Here is a 19829-nt window from a genome sequence, read left to right as displayed (position 1 = left end):
TCTGTTTCATATAGAGCAACTGTTGCATATACAACCTGGCTTTTTGTTACTATAATTCAACATATTGTCTATGTTGCTTCTAGCTATTTTTGTAAGCGTAATCATTTTTATTTATCCAATGAAGGAGGCTTGTAAATGCAAACAGTTAGTGTTTTAAATAAAAGTTATCTTAATGGAGAATGGATCGAAGGAAAAAGCAGCCGTACTTATGATATTTTGAATCCTTATGATCGCTCGGTTATTGCAACAGTTCGTTTAGCGTCAAAAGAGCAGCTGGATGAATCATTTGATAGGGCTAAAGAAGCACAAAAACTCTGGGCAAAGTCGACCGTTGAAGAACGGCGAGGCGTTCTTCAAAAAGCAGCGGAATACTTGAAGGCAAACCAAGAAGAATGTATTCAAACGATCGTGCGGGAAACGGGCGGCACTGTTTTAAAGGCCCATGTTGAGTTTCAACTGACGTTAGAATTTTTAGAGGAAGCGATCAAATATGCAGACGAAGTTTATAAAGTAAGAGAGATTCCAGGGTCTCCTGAAAAATTAAATCACATTTATCGTCTGCCTTTGGGAGTCATTTCTTCTATTTCCCCCTTCAACTTTCCTATGAATCTATCAATGCGGACGATCGCTCCTGCCATTGCTTTAGGTAATAGTGTTGTTCACAAGCCGGATATTCAGGTTGGTCTCTCGGGTGGTTCGATTATTGCGAAGGCATTTGAGTATGCTGGCCTGCCAAAGGGAGTTTTAAATGTAATCCTAACGGACATCGAAGAAATTGGCGATGGAATGCTAAACAACCCTCACCCAAAGCTGATTAGCTTTACAGGCTCTTCTGCTGTCGGCCGGCATATCGGAGCCATCGCTGGCCAAAACTTAAAGCGGGTAGCTCTTGAATTGGGAGGTAACAGCCCCTTTGTTGTCTTATCTGATGCTGATGTCGATCAAGCAGTGAATGCCGCGATTTTCGGTAAATTTATTCACCAAGGACAAATCTGTATGATTATTAATCGGATTATTGTTCATCAGGACCTATACGATGAATTTGTAGACAAGTTTGTTGCCCGTGCCACGGGTCTCTCCTTTGGTGATCCGAGTGATCCAAACACAGTAATCGGCCCGTTAATTAACGAAAAGCAGTTAGAAAAAGCGCTTCAATATATTGAAGCAGCTAAACAAGAAGGCGCGACCATTGCTTTAGAGGGGAAACGTGTTGGGAATGTCCTTACACCATTTGTGTTTACCAATGTAGACAATTCCAGTAAATTAGCGCAAACCGAGCTATTTGCTCCGATTGCCACAATTATTAAAGCAGCGACTAATAATGAGGCAATCGAAATGGCCAACGATACCATTTATGGACTAAGCTCATCTATTTTTACAAGTGACTTGGCTCGCGCTGAAGAATTAGCGCTGAATATAGACAGTGGGATGACACATATCAATGACCAAACTGTCAATGATGCTCCAAATATCCCATTTGGCGGAAATAAAGCGAGCGGCTTAGGGCGTTTTGGCAATCCCTGGATTGTAGATGAATTTACGGTAACTAAATGGGTTTCTGTGCAGACAACACAACGTCAGTACCCATTTTAATCAACTGGATCCTCGTAATGAAAAAATAAATCCGAAAACAGAGATTACCTTAAGAATGGTTGGAAGTTTTCTTCTATCCATTCTTTCTTTTTTGTTGTTTATTAAACTACTTTACCTTTCGAAAAGCCCTTCTTTCGGCGTATTCTGAGCAAGGAATACAAACCTTCACCTCTTCCCCTTTAACAAATTCTTAATTGGATTCATTTGTAATAAGTTTTTTTCCTAGATTTATAGTAAGATGGGTTAAGACCAAAGTATAGAAAGGACACATCAAACATGTCATATAAAATGATTGTACTAGATTTAGATGATACTTTACTCCAAGACGACCACACCATTTCCCCTCGCACGAAACAGGCGTTAATGGATGCTCAAAAGGCAGGTGTAAAGGTTGTATTAGCTTCAGGGCGTCCAACCTCAGCCATGTATGCTATTGCCGATGAACTTAACCTGAAAGATTATGGCAGCTTCATTCTTTCCTTCAATGGTGCCAAAATAACGAACTATAAAACAGGTGAAGAGCTTTTTAGCAGCACATTATCCCCAGAAACCGCGCACCAAATATATGAACTAAGCCGCCGTGAAGATGTGTTTATTCACACCTATGTTGGCGATTTGATTGTTACCGAGGCAGGAAATCAATATACCAATATAGAAGCTGAAATTACCGGCTTGGATGTCTTGGAGGTCGACAGTTTTGTTGAGTCGGTCAATGAACCGGTTGTAAAAGTGTTAATGGTCGATGATCCTGATAAACTTGTCGAAGTAGAGAAAAAGCTTCAGCAAGAATTGGCGGAGGAACTCAGTGTGATGCGTTCAAAACCGTTCTTTTTGGAATTTACGGAAAAAGGAGTTACAAAAGGAACCAGCCTAAATCAGTTAATCGGACAACTTGGTATTAAGCGCGAAGAAGTGATTGCCATTGGAGACAGCTACAACGATTTAGCGATGATTGAGTTCGCTGGACTTGGTGTTGCCATGGGTAATGCGCCGCAAGATATTAAGGATCAAGCAAATTATGTGACAGACTCTAATATGAATGATGGTGTAGCAAAAGTTGTAGAGAAATTTGTTTTAAATACGCCCGTCATTGTTTGATTCCAAACGCTTGGATATTCCAAGCGTTTTTTGTTTTATCATGTTCCCTAGCCCAATCATGTCCCCAGATTCAATCGCTTTGCATAAACTATCACAATCTAACAAATAAAAGGCGGAGAGAGGTATGGGACTATTCATTAATAAGAAGGAACATCCGAATTTATTCAAAAATAGCAATCAATTGAAGGAAACAAATCAAGTGGAAGCAAGGCAAGATTTCCTAACTGAACTAATTATGGAGCAGCAAAAGGCGAATACAGCTCTGAACCAGGCATTATCGGAACTTCAGATACGGTACAAGGAGCAAACTGATGCTCAGAATACCCAATGGAAACAGGTAGATTATCAACTAAGCGACTTAAAGAATAGTACGTTTAGACAGCAGAAATTTGAAAACGAAATGGTCACCAATTTACATTCTCTACATGAAAAGAATGTCCATTTAGAGGCTATTATTGAAAAGGAAACACAAGTAAGGGAATCCTTGTCTGGTCAAATCAGTCAAATTAGTAAGACATGTGACAGTATTGCAGAACGTTTAGATAAGAATGAAGACACTCAGCTACAGCTTGCCCAACAAATGCAAGAACAACTTGAGATGCAGAAACAGGCAGCAGAAAAGCTTACGAAGCAAGAAGAAATTCACGGCGGAATGCTAGAGCGGCTTGACCAGCAGGATGCATTATTAGATAAACTAGCCCGTCAAATAAACCATATTCGATCCATTCTATTTGAACGGACTAATTACTTGGCAGGAAAAATAGAGGACGGCTATAAACTTACCTCATCTTATGTCTACAAATTAATGACTGGCTCCGAACAACCGCTGACATTTTTCTTAATGAATCAAAAGAAAGAAGAAACGCAAGATGTTGAATAAATTTCCTTCGAACCACAGGAACAAAAGCGCAAGCGCCTTGGTTAGCCCCGACAAGCATAAGACGAGCCGGCTGAAAGGTTGCTCTTTAACCTTTTGGACGGATTGGCTTATGATCTCGAGGGGCTAGGCGCTGGAGCTGAACGTATCTAACCCTGTAAAAAGTTATCCATAAGTAGTAAATCTATAATTTCCTAGAACACAAAAAAACCGACCATGCTAAGCATGATCGGTTTTAGTTTTGCACTCTATTAGATCCCTTGATTAAAGATATCAGTTAATACAGGAACAATTTGTTTTTTACGTGATACAACGCCCTTTAAGGTTGCTGTATTATTTTCTAATGAAACATTGTAGGCTTTTTCAACCGCAGCCGCTTTGCTTCCAATCGCTAAACCAACAGAATCATTTGTTAAGATATCTGTAACTACAAACAAGAATAAATCTAGGTTCTTATCTGCAACAATGTTGGAAATAGCCGCTTCTAATTCAGCTTGACGTCCTAGGACATCAGCAGTGTCCACCACGTTCACTTGCGCAATTTCCACTTTGCTTGAACCCATCTCGAATTCTTTAGCATCAAGGCTTAGAAGGTCAGCAATCGATTTATCACGAACGTCCGCCCCTGCTTTTAACATTTCCAAACCATACGTTTCAGCCTCTACACCAGCAATTGCCGCTAATTCCTTAGCCGCTGCCACGTCTTCAGGCGTGCAAGTTGGTGATTTGAACAATAAAGAGTCGGAAATGATCGCAGATAACATAAGACCAGCGATTTCTTTCTTAATTTCTTTACCGTTTTCTTTGTACATTTTATTTAAAATGGTTGCGGTACAGCCAACAGGCTCACAGCGGTAGTACAATGGATCACTTGTTTCAAAGTTAGCGATACGGTGGTGATCAATAACCTCTAAAACACGAACATCGGAAATATCATTTGCACTTTGCTGGCGTTCGTTGTGATCAACCAAGATAACTGCATTTACTTCAGACGCAACAGCTTCCACTAAGCGAGGAACTTCAGCGTTGAAGGTTGTAAGCGCAAATTGTGTTTCGCCATTGATTTGACCAAGACGAACTGGTTCGGCGTCTACGCCTAATTGTTTTTTCAAATCTGCATAGGCAATTGCCGAACAGATTGTATCGGTGTCTGGGTTTTTATGACCGAAAATAAGGACTTTTTCCATTTTACTACTCCTACTCATTAAAAATTTTATGTAAATCAATCCAATACTAAAAAGGACCCTATTGCAAATTATATATCAAGATGTATATGGATACAAAGCAAAAACTACAAAAAGAAACAAAGGTATGCTAAGCAGAGTACCTTTGTTTATGTTCAATCCTTATTTTACTGTTACAGGGACAACCCTCTGTCCAATCGCAGTAATTAATTTAGGCGGCATTGGGAAGCTAAGCGCAGCAGGGTCCTTCATGACAGCCGGAATCGTTGCGGCCAAGTCCTCTTCACTAATAGTATACTGCTTAAAGTCTGCTGGCAATCCGACGCTTTGCTGCAGCCATCTTATTTTATCTATCACTTTAGCAAGCGCCGTTTGAGGGGTATCATCCTTTACATCGACATCCAATGCCTGGGCAAGTTCTGCAGCCTTTGGCAAATACAATTGCGGAACAAGCTCCATCACCACCGGTAAAAAGACGGCATTGGCTAACCCATGTGGAATTCGGAACAAGGCACCATAGGCATGGGCCATATTATGAACAGGGATCGCATTAAGTGCAAAACTAAACGCAGTAATTCCCATTAGACTTGCCTGCAATAAATCCATTCGAGCATCTAAATTGCCGCCATCATCTACTACCACCGGAAGATTTTTTTCAATCAATCTGATCGCATGCAGGGCATAGGCGTCCGTTAGACCTGTCGCTGTTGGTGATGCTAGTGCTTCAATCGCATGTGTCAAAGCATCAAAACCTGTAAAGGCGGTAATCACAGGTGGCAGGCCAACGGTTAAATCAGGATCCAATATCGCCAAATCGGCATTTATAAATGGATTAATGATATTCGTCTTCATTTGAATGTCTTCATTAAAAATAACGGCAATCGGCGAAACTTCTGATCCTGTTCCCGCAGTAGTCGGAATCGCAATATGCGGGATGGGGATATAGTTTGCTTTCGGAAATTGCTCATATAATAAGCCGCCTGGAATAGCTTCTTTTATATCCGATAAGCCTTTATGAAGAGCATACTTAACCCCTTTGACAGTATCTAGTACACTACCGCCGCCTACCGCTAGTAAACTATCAGCTCCCACTTCCTTCACATAGCGGACCGCATCATTAATGCAGCGGCTTTCGGCATCCTGAGCAATGTCCAAGTAGGTTCCGACAATCTGCGGTCCAGACCCGTGACCAGTCAATTCAAAAATCGACGCTACTTTTTCAACAATACCGGCTTTTTCTAAACCGCGGTCACTTAAGAGCAGGACCCGTTTTGCGCCAAGACCGGCAAATAAACTTGGCACCATTGCCCGAGAATTTGATCCGCTGTAAATACCAGTACGTAACATAAACTGTGATAGAGTTGTTTTCATAATCTTCTTCACCTCTTCATTAGTTTTGGCCAAACAGAATTCCATACCAGTTGCGTCTATCCAATTCAGGGGACATGGAGGTATGAACATGCTTTACTTGTGTATAGGCATCAAGTGAATGCTTGCCCATCTCCCGACCGATTCCGCTTTGCTTATAACCGCCAAACGGTGCATCGCTGCGGAGCATATGCCAGTCGTTGATCCAGACAACACCCGCTTGAAGTTTCCTAGCAACCTCATAGGCTTTATTCACATCACGTGTCCAGACACCTGCGGCTAATCCATAAATCGTATCATTAGCCATTTGAATCGCTTCATCTAGGTCTGAATAACGGATCACACAAAGGACTGGTCCAAATATCTCCTCCTGAGCAATTTTCATATCATTTGTGACATTGGTAAAAATCGTCGGCTCGATAAAGTGACCTTGCTCACAGCCAGGGACGATCACTTCCTTACCGCCGCAGACAAGTGTTGCCCCTTCTTGCTTACCAGACTCAATATAAGAGAGAATCGTTTCTTTTTGTTTCTTTGAAATCACTGGCCCGACATCTGTTGCCGGGTCGAGAGGATTGCCTAGTTTTAGTTTGCCGGCGAGGGCAGCAAGTCCGGCTACCACTTGATCATAGAGTTTATCGGGTACAAATAAACGTGTTCCAGACTCACACAGCTGACCGGAATGAAGGAATACACCGAAAAGGCTCCCTGGCAGCGCAATATTCAGGTCCGCGTCCTCCAAGAGGATATTGGGCGATTTTCCTCCAAGCTCCAAGGTTGTGTTTTTAATCGTGCCGGCAGCAAGCCCCATAATTCTTCTGCCGACCTCTGTTGAGCCAGTAAAAGCAACCTTATCGACCTGCGGATGGTTGACTAAGGCTTCTCCAACTTCCCTACCTCCTCCAGTAACAACATTGATGACACCTGGCGGGACCACTTCTGAAATAATCTCTGCTAATTTTAAGGTAGAAAGAGGGGTGTAACTAGCTGGCTTGATGACGATCGTATTACCCATTGCGAGTGCAGGCGCTATTTTCCATGTTGCGATGACCATTGGGAGGTTCCATGGAGTAATGGCCGCACATACACCGATTGGTTCACGCCAAATGAAGTTATGTGCAGGTCCCGGGAATGGCGGAACCGGAAGCGTTTCTGAGAAGGAATATTCTACGGTAAAGTTGGCGAGTGTCTGAAACAAGTCGACCATTTGTAAAATATCGCTATTGCCAATCCGCCTTACTGTCCCGCCTGAACTGATTGCTTCTAAGTATGCTAGTTCTTGGGCATGCTCGGCGATTTTATACGAAATGGCATAGAGTACTTTGGCACGTTCCTTTGGATTCATCGTTTTCCAGTCACCCTTGTCAAAAGCGGCGCGGGCAGCTTTTACGGCAATGTCCACATCCTTTTCGGTCCCTTTTGCTACTTTCGCCACAAGCTCCCCGGTTGCGGGATTGAACACATCAAAGGTTTCCCCGATGCTCGCTTGCTCCCACTTTCCATTGATAAAGTGGGGAAAGGTTTGTACGTCTACATTTACTGTCATTATTTCTTCCTCCTCTGCTAACTGTTTTTTTAGGGCATATTTTGAGTTTTATTTGGACCACTTTACCGTCCAACTAGACCTGTATGGGCATAAAAACTCTTTTTTGTGACCGAAGCACCTCTATACCAGGCAGCCATGGGCACAATAAAATTCTTTTCTGACCAGCAATGAACTTTCATCACTAAAACGGTCACAATTATTTCTTTTTGTGACCGTCAACTAGCTTTTCCCTCCTAAAACGGGCACAATTACCTCATCATTTCATTCATCCTACAACACACCTAACTCACTATCTGTATATCTATAAATCTCTTCGATCTTTTTGCCTCTTGCCCTCGCTAAAATTTCCATTCGAACAGATAACTGTTTGAGCGTAAAATTCATCACGTCATCAGGATTGCCTCCGAATGCACTAACCTCCCTTCCTGCAATGCCCTCCTGATTGAGCCGAATCGCTAATGGGGTCAGTTCCCCCATTTTGGCAGCAACAAAATCAAATAGATGCGGGTGTTCACAAATCAAACGCTGCAACAGGAATGTGCCATAGCCGATATGGCGTGACTCATCCTTCTTTAAATTTCCAATCCCTTCTAAAAGCCCTGGCATAATCCCAGCTGTTTCAAGCGCCGCATAAAAAGAAAAGTAGCCAGTTTCCGCCAAGACACCTTCCACAAACATGTTATAGACCACAGATGCTTCAGCAATAGCCTCTGGGGATTGATCGGTCACAAGGCGGCCCATCGCTGTCGGCAGAATTTCATAGAAAATCTTTTGATAGGTTTCCGTATGAAAATGGGACAAATCGCCCTTCTCGCCGATTGCATTCAAGACCAACCGGAAGAACTCTGTGTGTTTTGCCTCCTCATATAAAAAGGTCGTTAAAAACATTTCTTCTTCCAGCCGTCCTTCTTTGGCAATCGCCATCATTAGTGGCAGTAAATCTAATGTAACTGCCTCCTCACCCGCTTGAAATTGAGAAATTAAGCGGAGGATATCCTCTTGCTGTTCAGCTGTCATCGACTTCCAATCCTTTTGATCCTGTGTAAAATCGATATCTGCCGGATTCCATGTACCTAAGCGTTTTGCTTTTTGATAAAGACGATATGGGAATGATTCTTCCAGCAATCCCCTAGTGCTTGTCGTTAGAATCGTTCTTTTTTCCATCGTAAAATCTCCCCTCCGTTTGGTCTTAACGAATCACAATATCTGAAGCCGTCTTGCGCAGATGGGTCTTTAAAATTTTACCGACCCCATTTCGCGGCAGTGCCTCTAGGAAAATAACTCTTCTCGGTGTTTTGTTTTTTGCCAGGTGTTCCTGACAATAGCGAATTAACTCCTCTTCCGTTACCTCGTTACCTGGTTGCTTTACCACACAGGCGACCAATTCCTCTCCCATTCGTTCATCAGGAACTCCAACTACAGCGGCTTCAAACACAGCCTGATGACCATTTAAGATTTCCTCGACATCACGCGGATAGACATTAAAACCGCCGCGAATAACTAGATCCTTTTTCCGGTCAACTATATACAGGTAGCCTTCATCATCAACCCGGGCCATGTCCCCTGTAAATAACCAAGAATCTTTTAACACTCGGTCGGTTTCTTCCTGATTTTGATAGTAACCAGGTGTAACATTATCACCACGGACGACTAATTCACCGACCTCGCCGGCCGGAACCTCCACCCCGTTTTCATCGATAATTTTGATAGCGACTCCAGGGATTGGCACACCGACAGAACCTGGTTTAACCTCTATTCGTTTACTGTGAGCAGTTACAACCGGTGCAGCTTCTGATAGTCCATAGCCTTCAAGCACTTTGGCACCGAACTTTTGTTGGAAGGCATTCAAAAGGGCAACCGGCAGCGGTGCCGATCCCGATCCTACTGATTCTAGACTTGAAGTATCATAGTCATCCGCATTTGGGTAGGAAACCATCGCATGAATCATCGCGGGCACAGCTGAAAAGGTCCGTACGCGATAGGTCTCGATTGCTTTGAATACCTCTTTGACGTCAAAGCTGGAAAAAACATCAATCGCACTGCCGGTGAGGTAACATACGTTGGAAACCGTTAATCCATAAACGTGGGCAAGCGGGAGAACGCCCAAGGTGGTGCCCCTTTCTGTATCATTGTGCTTCGCTGAATTTAAAGCATTTGAAAATAAATTTTTATGGGTTAACAAGACTCCTTTCGGGTTTCCCGTTGTCCCAGATGTGTATAAGATAACTGCTGTATCGTCCACGTTACCGTCATCCACTAAATCGGACTCGGCTTGGTTCATACAATCATAAAAGTTTGTTAGATTCTCATTTGATGGGAGATCGGTTACAATGACTGCAGGTCTTTCAGGCAAAGCTTCTAACGATTTTTCAACATTTTGAAGGACATAAGAAGAAGTTATAACTGCTTTCGCTCCAGAATTTCTGGAAATATAATGAAGTTCTTTTGGATGAAGGGTAAACATAACAGGTACAATTATGGCCCCAGCTCTTGTTACCCCCTGATAGGCAAAGAGGACTTCCGGGCAGTTCGGCATACAAATCATGACTCGGTCACCTTTTGCAATTCCCATTCTTCGCAGGCCGGCAGCAAACTGGTCTGCATATCGTCTGGTTTCTAGATTGGTATAGGTTCTCTCCTTGAAAAATAAGAATGGATACTCTCCAAAATCCGCAATGTTGGTCTCAAGCAGATCCTTTAGCTTCACGGAATCCTCTCCTTAAGTAGAATGAAGAATCTCTCTAAATAGCAAAATACTCTACGATCGATCCATTTTGAACAAAGCCGACCTTATCCCGCGCTTCCAATAAATCTAAATGACCTTGAATTTGCGACAAACCTAAAAAGATCATCTTTCCTGTTAGCCGCGGGTACATCACTGTACAAATTTCAAAAATACTTTTTCGAGTATTGGCGATAATGTTTAATATCTGTTCACAACGTTTTTCCTGCTCTTGCATTCGTGTTTGAATTAAATCGATGTGATTAGTAAAGGGCTCGCCATGGCCAGGGTAAATGGTTTTAAGTGGAAGCCGGCTGATTTTTTCTAGCGAGTTTCGGTATTGTAATAACGGCTTGGGCCGCTCTTCTTCGTCCGATGATGGTGGTTCAATGAAGGCGTTGACAGAAAATGCCTTGATTAAATGGTCACCCGCAAAGACATCCCCCGTTTCAGAATTCCACAATAACAGGTCGGATTGACTATGACCCGGCACATAAATCACTTCAAACGGTTCGCCCCCAATTGAAACGGACTCTCCTTCGTTTAAAAAATGAACATTTCGCCAATTTTCCTCCTTAAATCCGCGCTGCACAATGTGTTTGGAGGGATCGGCCCCGCAGGACAACAGAAACTGCTGGAAAAACTGCTGGTCGCTATTAAACTTATGGATACCAGTATTGATTGATCCTTTTGCCTGTTCATGAACAAAAATCGGAAGATCCGTTTCCTCTTGAATGGAAGGAATGCCGCCCGCATGATCAATATGGATGTGAGTCAGGATGATCTTGTCTAGATCCTGCAATGTAACACCATGTTTATGTAGTTTTGTCTTGAGTTGTTTGAACGACTCTTGTCCAGGATTCCCTGTATCGATTAAAGTCACCTTTTCGCCCACTGCCAAAAAGGCATTAACCGTCCCTTCGGCAAAGTCGGTTTCCAATACAAGGGGGATCATTTTCAACAAAAAACAGCCCCTCCCTTCTTCTTAAACTGTGCGGCTAATCCTTTGTCGAAGAGAGCTTTAGGGTGAGGATGGTCCAAACGGGTGACCTCCTCCTGATTCATCTTAATGCTGTGCTTTTACCTTTTCTTCTTCTTGAAGGGTGCGCCATAATATTTTTCCGCTCGGGGTCATTGGAAATTGATTTCTAAATTCAATCTTCCTTGGATATTTATAGGCCGCCATATGCTGTTTCGCCCATTCAACGATTTCATCCTCACTGATTTTCCCTTCATAACCTGCATTTAAAATGACAAACGCTTTAACAGTTTCACCTCTTCGTGGATCAGGAACTCCGACTACACAAGCCTGCTGAATGGCAGGATGTTTATAAAGATAGGATTCCACTTCGGTTGGCCATACTTTAAAACCAGAGGCATTGATCATCCGTTTTACCCGGTCAACCATAAAGAAATAGCCTTCTTCATCATATCGGCCAATATCGCCTGTTCTAAAAAACGTTTTTCCATCGATTTCTATAAAAGAACTTCTATTTTCATCGTCGCGGTTATAATAACCGACCATGACCTGTGGGCCGTTGACAATAATTTCGCCAATCTCGCCAACACCCAGTTCTTTGCCTGTTGTTGGTTCAATGATTCTAGCATCCACATCAAAGGACGGAATGCCCAGGCATTGCATTTTTGGCCGATCTGGCGGGTTGAAATGAGTCTGAGCAATAGTTTCCGATAATCCATACCCTTCTACGAACCGCAATCCAGAGAGGTTAAATAATTTTTCACCAACTGCTTCCGGTAAGGCAGCTCCCCCGCCTGAAATCGAGGTTAAGGTTGCAATATCTTTCTTCTTCAAATTCGGATTGGCTAGAAAATCGACAATCATCGTAGCAATCGTCACCCAATGGGTACAGCCTAAATTTATAATTAGATCTACTGCCATTTCACGGTTCCATCTAGTTAAAATGACCATTGTACTTCCGCTAAAAATAGGCATATGCATACTATGGACCATTCCTGTTACATGAAAGAGCGGCAGTGACATAAGATGAACAGCATTTGTCGTCGTTGATGACCAATGAAAGGCCCCCACCGTGTTGGCATTCACTGTTCGATTTGTATGCATACATCCCTTAGGCAGACCGGTTGTTCCAGAAGTGTATGGCAGACAGGCCAGGTCGTCACCCTTGGCTGTATGTTCGGAAGGTGACAGACCTGCAGCAATGGCCTGATTCCATAGATAGTGTCCACCTTGAGTAAAGTTGAACCTTGCAGCTTCCACTTCTTGTGGAAGCATGCCAGCAAATCCTTCGCCGGCATAATCGGAATAAGCGGCGATCACCAAATTTTCTAAGGTTGTTTTTCCGAGGAGCGGACTGATACGATCATATAATTCCTGGCCTGCGAACGCCGTCTTAATCTCGCAATCTCGCACATAAAACTCGAGTTCGTCTGTCACCAGCATCGGGTTAATTGGCACTACAACCGCATTGGCCCGGAGGATCGCATAATAGCCAATCACAAATTGCGGAGAATTTTGCATGAAGAGCAATACCTTATCCCCAGTCTGGACACCTAACTTGTGTTCTAAGAATCCGGCAAGCGCATTAACCTCAGCATCGAGCTGTTCGTAAGATATTTTATTGCCATAGTAAATAATGGCATTCTGGTCCGGATAACGATCCGCGCTGACTTTGAGGTTCTCATATAGTGAAGTGGACGGAACTTTTAAAGATTTAGAGATTTTAGGCCAAAATGGATAGTGAAGAGTAACCATTAACATCTCTCCTAGCAATTAGTTGTAAACGCTATCATTAATAGATATACCATTGAGGATCATCTGGACGAAAATGTCGACAATCTTTTCCTCGGACACCTCACCATCTGGGTTATACCAGTAATAACTCCAGTTGGTGATCCCGAGGATTCCCATTGTTAAAATATCGGAAGGCAATCCTGATTTGAATTCACCTTGCTGCATCCCAGCTTCAATTAATCTTTGCATATTTTTTCGAAACTGATTTCGTTTATCTTTGATTTCTTCTAAGTAATGGCCACTTAGATGGCGCATCTCTCTTGTAAAAATTCTGGCGCTTTGCCGCTCGGTTCTGATGTTTCGAATTAAAAGCGTCACAATCTCATACAACTTTTTTGTAAAGCTTGTTTGCCGATTTTTGATGATTTTTTCCTGCTGTTGGACAAGTTCTTCAATATAGATCAGATGGATGTCCTTCAACAGCTCTTCTTTACTGTTAAAATAATAATAAAAGGTCCCCTTCGTCACCCCCAATAATTGAACAATATCCTGCACAGATGTTGACTTAAATCCATTTTGATCAAACAACTGGATCCCTGTTTCGATTAATTTATGTTTCATAGGATTGTTCCTTTCGGTAGTACGCCAGCAGGAACCAACCGCACTCCCCGACCAGCGCTACTGATGACTTTTACTGTTACCTATCAATATGAGAGGGGGCTATTCACGTTCAATGATCGTGGCGATTCCCTGTCCGCCTCCGATACAAGCGGTTATTAAGGCATACCTTCCTTGGGAACGCTGCAGCTCATAGACGGCTTTGGTTACCAAAATCGCACCTGTTGCCCCAAGCGGGTGTCCATGGGCAATCGCTCCTCCGTTGACATTTACCTTTTCAAGATCCATTTCTAGTTCTCGGTTACAGGCCAAAACCTGCGCCGCAAAGGCTTCATTGATTTCAATTAGGTCCATCTGCTCTAAGCTTAGACCTGATTTTTTTATGACTTTTCTCACGGCCGGGACCGGTCCAATCCCCATGATGTTTGGGTCTACTCCTGCTACTGCATAGTCACGGACCACGGCCAGCGGTGTTAGCTTTAATTCCTCCGCTTTTTCCCTCGACATGATGATAAGCGCCGACGCCGCATCATTTAAGCCTGAGCTATTGCCTGCTGTTACGGTTCCACCTTTTAAAAAGGCGGGTTGCAGCTTTTCTAGGGCTTCTAAGGTTGTTTGCGGTCTTGGATGTTCATCCTTTTGAAAAATAATCGGCTCTCCCTTTTTGGTTGGAATCGCGATTGGAACAATTTGCGCATCAAATCGTCCCTCCACCATGGCACGAGCCATCCGCTGCTGGCTTTGATAGGCGAATTCATCTTGTTCTTTTCTGGGAATGCCATATTTTTCAACGAGGTTTTCAGCCGTAATTCCCATTGGCGGGTCACCGATTTCTTTTGGAGACAGCTGTGATTTTCGAAAGCTCGGCGGCATCGGACTATATGGTTTTTCAGGACGGTCTAGCAAATATGGTGCCCTGCTCATGCTTTCAGTTCCTCCGGCAATATAGACATCCCCTTCGCCGGCACGAATGGCCTGCGCAGCAAGAGTAATGGCGTTAATACCAGAGCCGCATTGCCTATCTATTGTTAATCCTGGTAGATTAATTGATAGTCCTGTTTGTAATGCTGTTAATCTAGCAATATTACCTCCACCAGAGAGGACATTGCCAAAAATGACATCGTCGATGATTTCAGGATTTATTGTAGCTCTTTTTACCGCTTCCTTGATGGCTTCTGCACCTAGGATATGGGCAGGCACACTAGCCAAAGCGCTGCCTTGGCGGCCAATTGCTGTCCGGACCGCGGAAACGATGACTGCGTCTCTTTTCATTGAGTGGAATCCTCCCTTTAATTAGTGGTTTGACCGTGCTCAGATTGTTTTTTTATTTTGGTTAGCTTCTAAGCGACCTCCGGATACCTTTTTTCTATCTATTTTTTTATTTGATTTGTTTTTCGCAAGTTGGCTTGTGTTATACGCAAATGAAAGTTGCCTATCCGCAAGTTGGAGACACCCATCCGCAAGTCACATCGCATGCGCCCCGCCATCGACCACTAAAACATCCCCCGTCACAAAATCAGAAGCCGGCGATGCCAAAAACAACGCGACCCCCTTCATATCCGTATCCGAGCCAAACTTCCGCAGCGGCGTCCCTTCGAGAATCGCTTCCCCGCCCATATCCAAGAGTCCCTTTGACATCTTCGTTGGGAAAAACCCTGGCGCAATCGCGTTCACATAGATTCCCTTTGGACCCCACTTTACGGCCAAATCCTTCGTAAAGGTAATAACCGCCCCTTTACTGGAATTATAGCCAATTGCGTTCATCACCTTAGGGTTGCTTCCCTTTAACCCGGCAACCGAGGCAATATTTATAATTTTTCCGGATTTTTGCTCGAGCATCACTTTCCCAACCGCCTGAGACATCAGGAAGGTACCCGTCACATTTACATTGATTACTTTTTGCCATGCCTCAAGCGGCATCTCCTCTACCGGTGCTCCCCAGGAGGCGCCGCTGTTGTTGACGAGAATGTCAATTCGGCCAAATTTCTCAACCGTCCGTTCGACCACATTGCGGACATCATCCGGATTGGAGACATCGCATTTCACCGCTAGACTATCCACACCAAGCTTTCTTAGCGCTAAACTCACTTCCTCACAAGCTTCCACCGTACGAGAACAGACGACCACATTTGCCCCGGCTTCCGCAAATCCTTCCGCAATCTGCTGACCAAGCCCTCTGCCGCCGCCTGTGACAATCGCCACCTTGCCAGTTAAATCGAAAAGTTGTTTTACATGCACTTGTGTTTCCCTCCTTATCGGTATTTTTTTAATTCGTATCTGGCAACCGCACGCTTATGGACTTCATCCGGACCATCCGCTAATCTCAACGTGCGGATATTCGCCCAACTGGCTGCAAGCGGTGTATCCTCACTTACCCCAGCCGCGCCAAATGCTTGAATGGCCCGATCAATAATTTTCAGCGCCATATTAGGGGCGACCACTTTAATCATCGCAATCTCTGCTTTTGCTTCTTTATTGCCAACCGTATCCATCATGTAGGCTGCTTTCAGCGTGAGCAAGCGGGCCTGTTCAATCTCAATCCTCGCCTCAGCAATCCATTCTTGGATCACCCCTTGATCTGAAAGTCGTTTACCAAAAGCTACCCTTCTTTGAACACGCTTACATAATTCTTCTAAAGCCCGTTCTGCGGCACCAATCGTTCTCATACAGTGATGGATTCTGCCTGGTCCAAGCCGTCCCTGTGCGATCGCAAACCCCTTTCCTTCCCCCCAGAGGATATTAGTAGCCGGAACGCGGACATTATTATATTCAATTTCTGCATGACCGTGCGGTGCGTGGTCATAGCCAAACACTGGTAAAATCCGCTTAATTGTCACGCCTGGACTTTCTAAAGGAACTAGAATCATAGATTGCTGTTCATGCGTCGGGGCAGACGGGTCATTTTTCCCCATGACAATCGCAATCTTACAGCGGGGATCTCCAGCCCCTGATGACCACCATTTGGTCCCGTTCACAATATATTCTTCCCCATCACGGACAATACTCGCTTGAATATTAGTCGCATCAGAGGAAGCGACATCGGGCTCTGTCATCGAAAAACAGGAGCGGATTTCTCCTGCTAATAGCGGCTTCAGCCATTGTTCTTTGTGAGCTTCTGTCCCGTAACGAACCAGAACCTCCATATTACCGGTGTCAGGTGCCGCACAGTTGAAGACTTCCGGGGCAATTGCTGAACGACCCATAATTTCACAAAGCGGTGCGTATTCCATGTTTGTCAAACCAGCACCAAATTCACTCTCTGGTAAAAACAAATTCCATAATCCGTGCTGTTTCGCCTTTTCTTTAAGCTCCTCCATAATAGGAGGAATTTTTAAAAAAGGGTCAGTTTTATCAATTTGCTCATGATAGAGCTTTTCATTTGGATAAACATAAACGTCCATAAAGTCTGTCAGCTTTTTCTGCAGTTCTTGGACCTTATCGGAATAACTAAAATTCATTAGATTTCCCCCCTCAACATACCTACTAGTCAGTATGTGTTACTAATCACATCATAAGGTAAATTTTCAGAATACTCAACCGCCAACCTTCCGACAATTTTCTTCCCTTACATACGCTCAATCATCATTGCCATCCCTTGGCCACCGCCAACACAAAGTGTTGCAATTCCTCTTTTTTGCTGTTGCCGATTTAATTCAGAGAGTAAGGTAGTTAAAATCTTCGCTCCAGTCGCTCCCAACGGATGACCTAAAGCGATCGCACCACCGTTGACATTTACCTTCTCTATATCAAGTTTAAGCGAACGAACAACGGCTAACGCCTGCGAGGCAAACGCTTCATTTAATTCGAATAAATCGATCTCGTCTAAAGGTAATCGCGTACGTTCTAAGAGCCTCCTAACTGCAGGAACAGGACCAATGCCCATTACCTCAGGCGAGACGCCAACAGCTGCCCAATCTACTATTCTTGCGATTGGTTTCAAGCCTAGTTTTTCAGCGTGACTGAAAGAAGTCAGTACCAAGGCTGCCGCTCCATCATTTCGTCCGCAGGCGTTCCCGGCGGTAACGGTGCCGTTTTCTTTAAAAACAGGACGTAGTTTACGAAGGGCCTCTAGGGTGGTTTCAGGCCGAGGGTGTTCATCAATTGTAAAAGCAAACGAACTCTTTTTTCCGGTCAACTCAACTGGGACAATCTCATTCTCAAATCGATTTTCTAAAATCGCTTTTGCTGCGCGCCGCTGACTTTCCAGAGCAAAGACATCTTGATCCTCGCGCGTAATCGAGAATCTTTCAGCGACATTTTCTGCTGTAATGCCCATCCTGAGATTTCGCCCATAAATTTCATGCGGCTGCTGCCCGGTTTCTGAATTAGAGTCCACTAACTTAGCAGCATCCCCGCCAAAGCGGGAGTTTCTAAGATAGATGGGCGCATTGCTCATGCTTTCCGTTCCGCCAGCAACGACAATTTCAGCTTGTTGAGTGAGAATTTGCTGTGCAGCTGATGCCACTGCCTGAAGCCCTGAGGCACAAAGGCGATTGACTGTAAAAGCAGGAATATTTTCTGGAATACCTGCTCGTAACGCCGCCACTCTTGCCACGTTCGATGACTCGGTCGATTGCCGGACCTCACCTAAAATCACCTCATCAACTTGACCAGCTGTTATTCCTGCCCTTTTAACCGCTTCCTTCACAACAATAGATGCCAGACAACCTGAGTTGATCGTTTTTAAGGCACCTCCGTATCTTCCAACTGGCGTACGGACGGCACTTAAGATGACGATATCCAAGTCTTCATCCTCCTCGTTTTTAATCAGCGAGAAAAGTCTTCTTCCAAAGTAAGAGCTTGGTCAAGAGTAAAAACATTTTACTCAAGAATTAACCCTCCGCCTCGCGAGAATATACCTCACAGTTTAGCTGTATTCCTTCTCTAACTGTGCAGCAATAATATTTTTCTGAATCTCTGATGTCCCCTCGTAAATTCTGGTAATCCTAGCATCCCGATAAAAACGCTCAACCGGATAATCAGCAATATAGCCAAGCCCGCCATGAATCTGCACTGCTTTATCCGCGACACGGTTATAAACTTCAGACCCATAGAGTTTTAACATAGCGGCTTCTTTAATCACTTTCATCCCCTGATCCACCATCCAGGCTACCCGATAGGTAAAGGACCGCAATGCTTCGATTTCAACGGCCATCTCTGCCAGCATATGGCTTACTGCCTGGTTCACGATGATTGGTTTACCGAATTGAATTCGTTCCTTGGCATATTTCGTTGACATATCTAATAACTTTTGACATGAACCTAAATTACGGGATGCCAAGCCGGCCCGGCCGTTGGCTAGGATTTTTAAGGCATTGACATACCCCTGTCCTTCCACCCCTAATACATTCTTAACGGGTACCTCACAATTTTCAAAAATTAATTCCGCGGAATGCGAGCCGCGTAAGCCCATCTTTTTCTCAACCGCTCCTACCTGAAAACCGGGAAAGTCTTTTTCGACAATGAATGAGGTTATTCCCTTGGCCCCTTTGTCTGGATCGGTTACCGCCATGACCGTAAACACGCTAGCTACTCTGGCATTCGTTATATAATGCTTTAAGCCGTTTAAAATGTATTTATCTCCTTGACGAACGGCTGTAGTTTTTAAATTGGCCGCGTTCGAGCCGGCATCAGGTTCTGTTAAGGCAAAGGCGCCAATTTTCTCGCCGCAAGCCATCATCGGTAAATACGTTTGCTTTTGCTGTTCATTGCCCATTTCGACAATCCCGACTGTCCCAATACCGGTATGGGCCCCGATTAAGGTTGTATATCCGTTATGTGTCTGGCCAATTTCCTCATATAACGCGCATTTGCCAACCATCCCAATCCCTAGACCGCCATACTCTACCGGTATACTTAATCCAAACAGACCAATATCTTTTGACAGCTGTAAGATCCTTTCAGGAATCTGGTTTTCCTCTTCAATCCTCATCGCCGCTGCTTCTACTTCTGTTTGGATAAATTCCCTAACATTCTTTTTCAAAAATAAAATGTCATCGTCGAAGGCAAAATCCAAAGTTGACACCTCCTAAACTGGTGGTTTATGTAGGGCCGTGTCTTTCCTTCCGGCGAACATAAATAACCCAGCATGATCAATAGGAGTTACACTG

At 44.0% G+C, this 19829-nt stretch carries 16 protein-coding genes; 3 read left to right on the top strand and 13 right to left on the bottom strand.

Annotated features, from left to right (window positions below):
- Positions 1 to 135: 135 nt before the first annotated feature.
- The 3 genes from L1999_RS11870 (at position 136) to L1999_RS11860 (ending at position 3571) form a co-directional block, all read left to right on the top strand.
- Complete coding sequence (locus L1999_RS11870) at positions 136 to 1593, top strand: aldehyde dehydrogenase family protein (RefSeq protein WP_235743726.1); 1458 nt, start codon at positions 136 to 138, stop codon at positions 1591 to 1593.
- A gap of 276 nt (positions 1594 to 1869) precedes the next feature.
- Positions 1870 to 2691 carry a Cof-type HAD-IIB family hydrolase gene (locus L1999_RS11865; protein ID WP_235743725.1) on the top strand — a complete coding sequence of 274 codons (822 nt, stop codon included), beginning with the start codon at positions 1870 to 1872 and terminating at the stop codon, positions 2689 to 2691.
- 124 nt (positions 2692 to 2815) lie between these two features.
- Complete coding sequence (locus L1999_RS11860) at positions 2816 to 3571, top strand: hypothetical protein (protein ID WP_235743724.1); 756 nt, start codon at positions 2816 to 2818, stop codon at positions 3569 to 3571.
- Positions 3572 to 3819: 248 nt separating this feature from the next.
- Here the strand turns inward: L1999_RS11860 and L1999_RS11855 are convergent, their stop codons facing one another.
- The 13 genes from L1999_RS11855 to L1999_RS11795 form a co-directional block, all read right to left on the bottom strand.
- Positions 3820 to 4755: a manganese-dependent inorganic pyrophosphatase gene (locus L1999_RS11855; protein ID WP_235743723.1), complete on the bottom strand. Its 936-nt coding sequence runs from the start codon at positions 4753 to 4755 to the stop codon at positions 3820 to 3822.
- Between the two features lie 159 nt (positions 4756 to 4914).
- Positions 4915 to 6123 carry an iron-containing alcohol dehydrogenase gene (locus L1999_RS11850; RefSeq protein WP_235743722.1) on the bottom strand — a complete coding sequence of 403 codons (1209 nt, stop codon included), beginning with the start codon at positions 6121 to 6123 and terminating at the stop codon, positions 4915 to 4917.
- 19 nt (positions 6124 to 6142) lie between these two features.
- Positions 6143 to 7666 carry an aldehyde dehydrogenase family protein gene (locus L1999_RS11845; RefSeq protein WP_235743721.1) on the bottom strand — a complete coding sequence of 508 codons (1524 nt, stop codon included), beginning with the start codon at positions 7664 to 7666 and terminating at the stop codon, positions 6143 to 6145.
- 270 nt (positions 7667 to 7936) lie between these two features.
- A complete protein-coding gene (locus L1999_RS11840; protein ID WP_235743720.1) occupies positions 7937 to 8830 on the bottom strand; it encodes a R2-like ligand-binding oxidase in 894 nt (297 codons plus the stop codon).
- A gap of 25 nt (positions 8831 to 8855) precedes the next feature.
- Positions 8856 to 10373 carry a long-chain-fatty-acid--CoA ligase gene (locus L1999_RS11835; protein WP_235743719.1) on the bottom strand — a complete coding sequence of 506 codons (1518 nt, stop codon included), beginning with the start codon at positions 10371 to 10373 and terminating at the stop codon, positions 8856 to 8858.
- A gap of 34 nt (positions 10374 to 10407) precedes the next feature.
- Entirely contained in the window at positions 10408 to 11343 is a 936-nt protein-coding gene (locus L1999_RS11830; protein WP_235744329.1) for an MBL fold metallo-hydrolase, read from the bottom strand.
- A 111-nt stretch (positions 11344 to 11454) separates the two neighbouring features.
- Positions 11455 to 13122: a long-chain fatty acid--CoA ligase gene (locus L1999_RS11825; protein ID WP_235743718.1), complete on the bottom strand. Its 1668-nt coding sequence runs from the start codon at positions 13120 to 13122 to the stop codon at positions 11455 to 11457.
- Positions 13123 to 13140: 18 nt separating this feature from the next.
- Positions 13141 to 13722, bottom strand: coding sequence for a TetR/AcrR family transcriptional regulator (locus L1999_RS11820; protein ID WP_235743717.1), 582 nt, complete (start codon positions 13720 to 13722; stop codon positions 13141 to 13143).
- 99 nt (positions 13723 to 13821) lie between these two features.
- Positions 13822 to 14991, bottom strand: coding sequence for a thiolase family protein (locus L1999_RS11815; protein WP_235743716.1), 1170 nt, complete (start codon positions 14989 to 14991; stop codon positions 13822 to 13824).
- A gap of 192 nt (positions 14992 to 15183) precedes the next feature.
- Positions 15184 to 15957 carry an SDR family oxidoreductase gene (locus tag L1999_RS11810; RefSeq protein WP_235743715.1) on the bottom strand — a complete coding sequence of 258 codons (774 nt, stop codon included), beginning with the start codon at positions 15955 to 15957 and terminating at the stop codon, positions 15184 to 15186.
- A 14-nt stretch (positions 15958 to 15971) separates the two neighbouring features.
- Positions 15972 to 17177, bottom strand: coding sequence for an acyl-CoA dehydrogenase family protein (locus L1999_RS11805; protein ID WP_235743714.1), 1206 nt, complete (start codon positions 17175 to 17177; stop codon positions 15972 to 15974).
- A 107-nt stretch (positions 17178 to 17284) separates the two neighbouring features.
- Positions 17285 to 18463 (bottom strand): thiolase family protein, encoded by a 1179-nt coding sequence (locus tag L1999_RS11800; protein WP_235743713.1) that lies wholly within the window; start codon positions 18461 to 18463, stop codon positions 17285 to 17287.
- A gap of 123 nt (positions 18464 to 18586) precedes the next feature.
- Positions 18587 to 19735, bottom strand: a complete 1149-nt coding sequence (locus tag L1999_RS11795; protein ID WP_235743712.1) for an acyl-CoA dehydrogenase family protein — start codon at positions 19733 to 19735, stop codon at positions 18587 to 18589.
- Between the last annotated feature and the right edge of the window lie 94 nt (positions 19736 to 19829).

The organism is Neobacillus drentensis, assembly GCF_021560175.1.
In the GTDB taxonomy this organism is placed as follows: Bacteria; Bacillota; Bacilli; order Bacillales; family Cytobacillaceae; genus Neobacillus; species Neobacillus drentensis_A.
This window is presented reverse-complemented; position numbering and strand designations above follow the sequence as displayed.